The organism is Oceanibacterium hippocampi, assembly GCF_900172325.1.
In the GTDB taxonomy this organism is placed as follows: Bacteria; Pseudomonadota; Alphaproteobacteria; order Sneathiellales; family Sneathiellaceae; genus Oceanibacterium; species Oceanibacterium hippocampi.
The window spans coordinates 1-9,613 of record NZ_FWFR01000012.1 but is presented as its reverse complement, the minus strand read 5'-3'; the positions used below and the strand labels follow the sequence as shown (position 1 = coordinate 9,613).

The following is a 9,613-nucleotide window of genomic DNA, read 5'->3' as shown; positions in this document are numbered from 1 at the left end:
GCGCCCGACTCGCGCCAGGGCAACAAGCTGTTCCCTGAACTCAGGCGGGTAAGGGTTCCTCGTTCTCGGCATGATGACACTCTCCTCTCACAACTCGGATTGTGTCCACGAAACCGGGGGAACTCCACCTCATGGCAAACACGGGGCTTCGCCCCGATGAAATAAAGCATCTGGAATTCCGTGACGTGGAGATCGTCACGGACGACTATTCCGGCGAAGAGATTCTTGAGATCGAGGTGCGCGGCAAGCGCGGCGTCGGCTACTGCAAAAGCATGCCGGGCGCTGTACGCCCGTTCGAACGGCTGCGCGACCGGCCCCGGCCTGTTGCGGACGCGCCCGATGATGACTTGGATGAGGTCAAGGCGGAGCCGCCGAAGCATACCGACAAGCTCTTCCCGAACGAGTTCAAGAAGATGTTCAACCGCATCCTCGAAGACAACAATCTGAAATTCGACAGGAACGGTAAAGCCCGCACGGCCTACAGCCTGCGCCATAGCTATATCTGCTTCCGCCTTCTGGAAGGCGCAGACATCTATCAGGTCGCCAAGAACTGCCGCACCAGCGTCGAGATGATCGAGAAGCACTATGCGGCCCATCTCAAGGACATGATCGACACATCCTTGGTCAATGTCCGGCGCGAGAGACCGAAGCGCAGAGACGAAGCTACCAAAGACGCTTCCGGCGATAGGCCGGAGGCTTGAACCTACCCGTCAGGCTCGGAAGGCAGCTTCAGGAGCCGGCAGGTCCAGCTCGGTGAGCGTCAAAGGACCTGGTCGGGTAAAGGCCGCCGCTTGAGGATCGTCCAGCAGTGGACGATTGCGGTGTGCCGTCTGTTAGGCTGATAGGGAAGCCTTTCAGGCGTCCGAGCCAGCCCGTCGGGCGTCAAGGGCTCGGGAAAACAAAAGAGTCTTATCGATTCGGCTTTCTGCCCTTCCGAATCGCAGTGTTTTCAAATGACCCGATCCCTCTCAACGCCAGCAACCCTAGGTAAACTCACGTTCCGAGTTCAGAATCGGATTTTTTCAGAGTTTTCTCTGCGATTTTCCGCATTTTTCCTTATACTTTCCGATCAAAGGTCGGTCCCGGAACTGGATCATGAATGATGAGATTCTAACGATCCGCGAGGTCGCACGGCTTCTCAAAATCAACGAGAAGACGGCCTATAAGCTAGCCGCTGAAGGAAAGTTGCCCGGCTTCAAGGTTGGTGGGTCCTGGCGTTTTGAGCGCCAGAGTATTTCCCAGTGGATCAGGCGGCAAACGGAAGCCAAACGAGAAGGTAGGCAATCTCATGACTGAGCTGAACTTCAAGGGCAAGGAATTTGTCTATAACCACCATCTCGCTGTGCCCTTCCGTCCGCTCGAAATGCACCCCGACAAGGGCATCGGTGATCCGAGCCTTGACGAGAACCTGATCATTCATGGCGACAACCTGCAGGCCCTAAAAGCTCTTTTGCCACTTTATGCAGGCAAGGTGGACTGCATTTTCATCGACCCGCCCTACAACACCGGCAACGAGGGCTGGTGCTACAACGACAACGTCAATGCACCGATGATCAAGGATTGGCTCGATTCTAACCCGATTGGAATCGAGGACGGCCTGCGCCACGATAAATGGTGCGCCATGATGTGGCCGAGGTTACGCCTGCTGCATGAGTTACTTTCCAATGACGGAAGCATTTGGATCACCTTGGATGATAATGAGGTGCACCGCGCTCGGGAAATGCTCGACGAAATTTTTGGAGAAGGAAATCACGTCGCGACATGTATTTGGCATAAAGTTTTTTCGCCCAAAAATACAGCTCAATATTTCTCCGAAGACCACGACTATCTTCTCGTCTATGCCAAGAACAAAGAAATCTGGCGTCCAAATTTGCTTGCCCGAACCGAGGAAATGGAGGCGCGGTATTCCAATCCAGATAACGATCCGCGCGGCCCATGGACGTCTGGTGATCTGTCAGCAAGAAACTACTACAGTGAAGGAACTTATCCAATCATGACGCCCGCGGGTCGCAAGATTGATGGTCCGCCGAAAGGAATGTACTGGCGCGTTTCAGAAACCCGCTTCAAAGAGCTGGATACCCAAGGCCGAGTATGGTGGGGAGCTGATCGCAATAATCAGCCGCGGCTAAAAAGATATTTGAGTGACGTAAAATCTGGGAGGGTGCCTCAAACCCTCTGGGAGTTTGATGAGGTTGGACATACACAGGATGCTAAGAAGCTCCTTCTGGCGATTTTGGATTTTGAAGACTCTAGCGAGGTCTTTATTTCACCAAAACCCTTGGGGCTAGTTTTGAAAGTTCTCGATCTGGCAACCAGGGAAGACTCCATAGTCCTTGATAGTTTTGCTGGCTCGGGAACAACGGCTCAAGCCGTGCTTGAGGCTAATCGTCGTGATGACGGAGACCGTCGTTTTATTTTGGTCGAAATGGAAGACTATGCTGATCAACTAACAGCAGAGCGTGTTCGAAGAGTTATCGATGGTTACGAATTCAAGGGGACGCAACGAACGGAACTTCTTCGTGAGAAGTTGAATTGGCGTGCGCTAACCAAGGCTAACGACCTCGTGCACAAGGTTGAAGGTATAGAGAACCTTCATGGGCACGAATACGACCGCATCAAGAAGACGGTTAAAGACGGTGAGCTGATCGTCACGGGTGAGAAGATTGTGGAGGAGAGAGCCGAAGGTCTCGGCGGCTCCTTTACCTATTGCACGCTTGGCGCTCCAGTCGCATTGGACAAGATACTGAGCGGAGAGACCTTGCCCTCCTATGAAGGTATCGGAGCGGCTTTATTCCACATGGCGACTAACCGCGCCCTCGATCCGGCGGCCGTGCGTGAGGCGGACTTCTACCTCGGTGCTACTGAAGGTCAGCATGTCTGGCTTATCTACAAGCCTGATCTGGATTGGCTGAAGTCGCCTGAGGCGGCGCTGACTCTGAAACGCGCCAGGGCCTTCGCCAAGACTGACCCGGACAAACGGCACCTTGTCTTCGCCCCGGCGCGCTATGTCAGCCAGACGATGTTGGCCGAACAAAACATACCCGTAGAGTTCGTGCCGCTACCATTTGCGCTCTACCGCATCGACCGGAGCTGACCCCATGTTTCGCCAGCTCGACTATCAGGACCGTGTTCTCGCGACGATCAACTCCTATCTCGACCTTCTGAAGGAGAAAAAAGCTCGTGCCGACAGGATTGCGTCCCTAGCTGCGGAGGACCCTGATCTTGGTCTCGCTATCCCCGACTTTGCCAAGGAGACATGGGAGGCCCTAAAGGCGGACGGAAAGCTCCCGGCCTCACGCGCAGCGACGCCGTTCTCACCCCGGATGGACGGCTGCGACCGGCCTGTCCCGAACGCCGTCCTGAAGGTCCCGACGGGCGGCGGTAAGACTTGGCTGGCCGTCTCAGCCGTCTCTCGGATCATGGGCCGCTATCTAGATCGCAACACCGGCTTTGTCCTTTGGATTGTACCAAACGAAGCCATTTACACGCAGACGCTTAAGCATCTGAATGATCGGCAACATCCCTACCGGCAAGCACTCGACCGCGCCGCCGCTGGGCGCGTGCGGATCATGGAGAAGACCGATCCTCTCAACGCGCGCGACGTGGGATCCAACCTTTGCGTCATGCTCTTGATGCTGCAATCGGCGAACCGCGAAACCCAGGACTCGCTGAAAATGTTTCAGGACAGGGGTGACGTGCACGGCTTCTTCCCACCCGAGGGCGAGCAGCAGGCTCATCGCGCCTTGCTGATTCAGACGCCCAATCTCAGCGCCTATGAAGGTATGTTCCCGATGGTCAAGGATTCCCTCGGCAACGCCTTGAGAATCATCCGGCCTGTTGTCGTCCTTGACGAAGGGCACCGCGCCATCTCCGACCTCGCCTTTCGCACGCTATACGGCTTCAACCCCTGTTTTGTGATGGAGCTTACAGCTACGCCGCAGGACGTTCAGCCGCGCGGCGGTAAAAAACCTCGGGATGGCCGCTATGCGAATGTCCTTGTTGAGGTAACGGGCCGCGAGCTGGATCGCGAGGGTATGATCAAAATGCCCCTGAATCTTGACCCCCGGCAAAGCGACGACTGGAAGGCATCCCTTAACGCTGCCCTGACCAAATTGAACGCTCTCGACAAGGATGCACGGCAGCTTCGTGCCGACACCGGGCGCTACATCCGCCCGATCATGCTGATCCAGGTGGAAAGGACCGGAGCCGATCAGCGCGAGAGCGGCCACATTCATGCCGAGGATGTGAAGGATTGGCTTCTCACCGCTGGTTTCGACGAGGCCGAGGTCGCCATCAAGACAGCAGAGCAGAATGACCTAAACCAACCAGAGAATCTGGACCTTCTGTCGCCGACGAATCGTATTCGCGCGATCATCACTAAGCAAGCCCTTCAGGAAGGCTGGGATTGCCCCTTCGCCTATGTGCTCTGCGCGCTGGCTGCTAGCTCGAATCTGAAGGCGATGACGCAACTCGTGGGGCGAATTCTGAGGCAGCCTAATGCCACGAAAACCGGGACGAGTACGCTAGACGAGTGCCACGTTATTACTCACCACGCGGACACCGCGACTGTCGTGGAGGCGATTAAGGATGGCCTCGAGCAGGACGGACTCGGGGATCTTGTTCTTCACGTCTCGCAGGGCGATGGCTCCGGTGCAGAGCGAGTAGCGCGGCAGATAAAGCGGCGCCCTACCTTCGCAAAAGCCGAAATCTACCTGCCAAAAGTCGTGATCGTGGAGGGCAATGATGCCCGCGAGCTCGACTACGAAACAGACGTACTCGCTAGCATAGATTGGCGCGGCTTCGATCCCAAAGGTATTGCCGCCAAAATTCCTGAGAACGCTCAGGCTGCTGAAAGCCAGCTCCAGAGGATTAGACTCACCGATGACGGCGAGGAGCTTGTTCAAAGCGAGCTCGTTGCAGAAAACTCCGAGACGCTCGTCTTTCAGCCCGCTCACGCTGTTCGCATGATTTCTGACATCGTGCCTAACCCGTTTGTGGGGCGCGAGATTGTTGGTCGCCTTTTGGAGAGCCTTAGTACGAGAGGCTTCGACGACAGCAAGCTCGGCCAGCTTGCCAGTCTGATCGTCGAGGAGCTGCGCAAAGGGCTCGACACAGAACGCACGGCGCGTGCCGAAACTCTGTTCAAGGCAGAAGTCGCGGCCGGGCGTATCCAGTTCCGCCTTCGCCTCGACGGGCGCAACTGGCGCATGCCCGTCAGCATCGAAACGACTGAGCCAGAATATGCGCCGCAGCTTCCTAGCAGGACGGGCCTCCCACTTGAAAAGAGCCTCTTTGCGCCCGTCTATCAGAACGAAATGAACAACGACGAGCGAGATGTCGCGGTCTATCTCGACGGAGACAAGGCGCTAGCCTGGTGGCACCGAAACGTTGCCCGATCGCAATATGGCATACAGGGTTGGAAGAGAGCCAAAATCTACCCCGACTTTATCTTCGCTGTTCAAACTAAAGGCCACGCCAAGAGGATCACCGTCCTCGAAACGAAGGGAGATCAGCTCGATAACCTCGATACCGCCTATAAGCGCGAAGTGCTTACGTTCTTGTCCGATGCTTTCCAATGGGATGACTACACCCCCGCCGGAGAGCTGGAGTTGGTCAAGAACACCGGCGAGACGGTGCAAGGCACACTCATTTTGATGAGCGAGTGGAAAGCGAAGTTGCCAAAGTACCTAGAAAAGTAACGTTACCCAACACCGTCACGGATTTCTCATGGTTTTGAGGTTGATACACACATCGGACTGGCAGATTGGCAAAGTGTTTCGCTTTGTCGATGACGGCACGACGGGGCTGCTTCAGGAAGCGCGTCTCGCGGCGGTAACTCGGCTGGCCGAGCAAGCAGTAAAGCATGGTGCGGGTCATATTCTCGTCGCCGGTGATGTCTATGACATGGAGGCGTTGTCACCTCGCTCCCTTAATCAGCCGCTGGAACGCATGCGGAAGTTCGAGAAGGTGACGTGGCATCTTATGCCCGGAAACCATGATCCCCATCGTCCGCACGGCCTCTGGGATCAGCTCCTGCGAAGGGGGGTGCCGGATAATGTGATTGTTCACGTTAATTCAGAACCGCGGATTTTCGAAACCGATGGCTTCGCGGTGCTTCCTGCTCCGCTCCAGTATCGGCGAACGCTTCAGGACCCTACCGCGTACATGGATGATGCAGATGTCCCCGACGGGATTATCCGCATAGGGCTCGCGCATGGGACGGTCACTGGCTTCGGTTCCGATGACAAGGACGTTCCGAACTACATCAACCCGGACAGGCCGCAGTCGGCAGGGCTTGCGTATCTGGCCCTGGGCGACTGGCACGGACAAAAGAAAATCAATAACAGGATTTGGTATAGCGGCACACATGAGACTGATGCGTTTGATGTCGATGGCGGCGGACAGGCGCTTCTTGTCGAGCTTGAGAATGCTGCCGCCCTACCAGTCGTTAGTCCGGTAGACACCGGTCGTTACCGGTGGAAGACCTACCGCGAGCAAATTAACATCCGCGAAGATATCGACTCCCTTGCTACGATCCTGCGCGGCAGTGGTGATGACTTGAACCGGATTCTGGTCCGCCTCTACGTTGAAGGCGCGGTTTCGCTTCAGGATAGGCAGTATTTTGAAGAGCAGATAATCGAGCAGGTCTCGGCCGCCTTCTGTTATCTCAGGGTGGATGATACCCGTCTTTTCCCAAGCCCTAGCGAAGAGGATCTTGATCAGATCGATCGGGGCGGGTTTGTGCGAACCGCCGCCGATATCCTGAAACAGAAGTCCGATGACACGAGCGATCCAGAGCACGAGATCGCCGCGCTAGCGCTCCAGCGGCTGTATGTCGAGCACATGAAGTTGCAGACGAGGAGCCAATGAAAATTCGCTCCATCGCTGTTAATCAGTTCAAGAAGTTCACGACGCCGATGTGTCTCGATGATATCGGCGACGGGTTGAATGTCGTTGTCGGCCCCAACGAGATGGGGAAGTCAACGCTGCTTGACGCGCTGCGCGCCTCGCTCTTTGAGAAGTACAGCTCGAAGGCGCAACCGATTACGGCACTACAGAATGACCGGAACCAGGCAGCGCCTGTCGTCGAACTGGCGTTTGAGGTCGATGACGGAAATTATCGGATCAGAAAGCGATTCGTGAAAAAGCCCTATGCTCACCTGTTCTGCCCGGACGGGCGAAAGCTGGAGGGCGATGAAGCAGAAGACACGCTGCGTAACCTTCTCGGGTTCGATGAGCCCGGTAAGTCGGGCGCTAAACCCGAAACCCTTGGCATGTGGAATGTGCTCTGGGTTCAGCAAGGCCAGTCCTTCGCCGCGCTCGATCTGCCGGACAGTGCGCGTTCAAACCTCCACAGCGCATTGGAGTCGGAAGTCGGTGAGGTTCTAGGGGGCAAGCGCGGCAGGGCCTTGCCCGACGCGGTGGATAAGCAGCTCTCCGAGCTTGTCACCTCTACTGGCCGGCCGCGAGGCGAATACAAGGAACTGATCGACGAAATTGGTTCCCTGCGCTCCGAGCTTGAAGGACTGCGAACCCGCCGAAGCGACCTCTCGAACACCTTGGAGAGCCTCGAAGCAGCGCAGGAGACACTCGCCCGCCTTTCTTCGGGAGAACACGATCAGACGGACAAGGAGAACCTCGACGCTGCTCGTACCCGGCATGCTGAACTCGCCAAGTTGGAATCTCGTATCGATGCAGCGGTGACTGAAGTCGAGCTGAAAAAGCGAAATCTGGAACAGGCCGAGCAGGCCCTGACCGCGCGCCGCGATCTGAAGAAACAAATCGAGATGGAAGGGGAAGCCGTCGAGGCCGCTAAGAAGAAGCTCGACGAGGTCCGTCAAAGCGAACAGGACTTGCGGAAGCAGGTCGAAAAGCTTCGTAGCGATGCGAAGGAAGCAGAGAATGCTGTGACCGAGGCAGACAATGCCGTGTCACAGGCACGGCGCGTTCTCAACGCCGTCCAGCGCGACTCTCGAATTCGCGAACTCCAGGGGCGTTACGACAAGGCACACGCGGCAGAAAAGAAACAACGGGCTGCGCAACAAGGTGCGGCAGCCATTCTCGTAACCGACGAGAATATCGAAGCGATACGCGATGCAGCAAAGGAGCTCGAAACCGCGCGTGCGCGCCTTTCCGCTGCTGCAACACTCGTTTCGTTCGATATGTCCTCCGACCGATTGTCGAAAATCGAAGTCGACGGAACTGCGCTTTCCCCCGACCAGACTTCGGTTGAAGCGGTCGAGGCGACGACGATCACCGTCCCTGACTACGGCAGCATCACTGTTCAGCCCGCTATCAAGGATCGCGACAAGCTGATCGAACAGCAGCGCGCGGCGAATCAAGCTCTCAAGGCCGCGCTTGAAGACTGCGGCGTTAAGTCCGTCGATTTAGCCGAGGAGCAGCTAGCAAAGCGCGAAAAGCTGCTTCGGGATGCCGAACTAGCAAAGCAGGAAGCCGAACTGCACGCGCCGGCAACTGACGACTACGATGCCGGCGCGGAGCCTCTTGCCGACCACATCGCTGGCCTGAAGACAATCCTCGAAAGGGAGCTCGACGATCTTGGTATCGATGCCTTGCCGACGGAAAAGGAGGCGGAGCAGGCCCTGACTTCTGCTCAGGATGGTGCCCAGGAAGCAAGGGACACGCTCACCACCGCCCGTGCGGGCCTTGTCGGCCCGGAATAAGAGATTGGCCGTATCCAGACCGAGTTGGGTGGCGTGAGGACGCGATATGAGGATGGGAAGGAACGTCTCGAAAGACTGAAGAGCGATCTGACTGAAGCCGAAAAACAGACTCCTGATGAAGATCTGCATGCCGCCGTATCCGCAGCACGAAAGGCCCTAGCCGATCAGGAGAAAGCAGTTTCGTCGCTTGAAGGACAGCGCGAAGGCGAGACGCTGCCCCAACTGGAGGCGCGCATCTCAAGGCTGGAAAAGGCGCTTCAGGACAGGCGTGACAAGCGCACCGATCTGAAAGAGAAGCTAGCCGGGTTCCGGTCACATATCGAAGCCCTTGAGGGGGCCGGTCTCGATGAGGCCATTCAGCAGCAAGAACGCGAGGTTGAACTGGCCGAAGAACAGCTTCGGCGCTACGAGCGTGAGGTCGAGGTCCTATCACTCCTGCTAACGACACTGCGTTCTGCCGAGACTGAAGCAAAAGAGCGCTATCTTTCCCCGGTGCTGAAGCGTGTTCGTCCATACCTGCAGCTCCTGTTTCCCGGCGCTGAGATCACCATCGACGAAAATCTGCATATCGTTGGTGTTGTTCGGCAGGATGGGTACGAGGAATCTTTCCAGCACCTGAGTATGGGAACGCAGGAACAGATCGCCGTCCTCGTGCGTCTCGCCTTTGCAGAGATGCTTATTGAACAGGGACATCCCGCGACTGTGGTTCTGGATGACGCGCTGGTGTTTTCCGATGATCGAAGGATGGACCGTATGTTCGACATTCTGAACATGGTAGGGCAGCAGGTTCAGATCATTGTACTGGAGTTCCCCCGGTTTCGTGGACACAATCCGAGTTGTGAGAGGAGAGTGTCATCATGCCGAGAACGAGGAACCCTTACCCGCCTGAGTTCAGGGAACAGCTTGTTGCCCTGGCGCGAGTCGGGCGC

7 protein-coding genes are annotated in these 9,613 nt (G+C 56.6%); all 7 read left to right on the top strand.

Annotated features, from left to right (window positions below; all coding sequences use genetic code 11):
- Positions 1-131 precede the first annotated feature (131 nt).
- Positions 132-701 (top strand): site-specific integrase, encoded by a 570-nt coding sequence (locus OCH7691_RS22680; RefSeq protein WP_176245220.1) that lies wholly within the window; start codon positions 132-134, stop codon positions 699-701.
- 394 nt (positions 702-1,095) lie between these two features.
- Positions 1,096-1,296: a helix-turn-helix domain-containing protein gene (locus OCH7691_RS22675; RefSeq protein ID WP_085885902.1), complete on the top strand. Its 201-nt coding sequence runs from the start codon at positions 1,096-1,098 to the stop codon at positions 1,294-1,296.
- Positions 1,289-3,094 carry a site-specific DNA-methyltransferase gene (locus OCH7691_RS22670; protein WP_085885901.1) on the top strand — a complete coding sequence of 602 codons (1,806 nt, stop codon included), beginning with the start codon at positions 1,289-1,291 and terminating at the stop codon, positions 3,092-3,094. Before OCH7691_RS22675 ends, OCH7691_RS22670 begins: the two co-directional genes overlap by 8 nt.
- 4 nt (positions 3,095-3,098) lie before the next feature.
- Entirely contained in the window at positions 3,099-5,699 is a 2,601-nt protein-coding gene (locus tag OCH7691_RS22665; RefSeq protein ID WP_085885900.1) for a DEAD/DEAH box helicase, read from the top strand.
- A 28-nt stretch (positions 5,700-5,727) separates the two neighbouring features.
- Positions 5,728-6,870, top strand: a complete 1,143-nt coding sequence (locus OCH7691_RS22660) for a metallophosphoesterase family protein (RefSeq protein ID WP_281251947.1) — start codon at positions 5,728-5,730, stop codon at positions 6,868-6,870.
- Entirely contained in the window at positions 6,867-8,684 is a 1,818-nt protein-coding gene (locus OCH7691_RS22655; RefSeq protein WP_085885899.1) for an AAA family ATPase, read from the top strand. The genes OCH7691_RS22660 and OCH7691_RS22655 overlap by 4 nt, the downstream gene beginning before the upstream one ends.
- 33 nt (positions 8,685-8,717) lie before the next feature.
- The coding region (locus tag OCH7691_RS22650) for an ATP-binding protein (RefSeq protein ID WP_217808213.1) at positions 8,718-9,613 on the top strand (896 nt) is incomplete at its 3' end.

Bases quoted from the DNA above. Each gene is read 5' to 3' on its own strand.
- OCH7691_RS22660 (WP_281251947.1), top strand. From the start codon at position 5,728: ATGGTTTTGAGGTTGATACACACATCGGACTGGCAGATTGGCAAAGTG.
- OCH7691_RS22680 (WP_176245220.1), top strand. From the start codon at position 132: ATGGCAAACACGGGGCTTCGCCCCGATGAAATAAAGCATCTGGAATTC.
- OCH7691_RS22665 (WP_085885900.1), top strand. From the start codon at position 3,099: ATGTTTCGCCAGCTCGACTATCAGGACCGTGTTCTCGCGACGATCAAC.
- OCH7691_RS22655 (WP_085885899.1), top strand. From the start codon at position 6,867: ATGAAAATTCGCTCCATCGCTGTTAATCAGTTCAAGAAGTTCACGACG.
- OCH7691_RS22670 (WP_085885901.1), top strand. From the start codon at position 1,289: ATGACTGAGCTGAACTTCAAGGGCAAGGAATTTGTCTATAACCACCAT.
- OCH7691_RS22675 (WP_085885902.1), top strand. From the start codon at position 1,096: ATGAATGATGAGATTCTAACGATCCGCGAGGTCGCACGGCTTCTCAAA.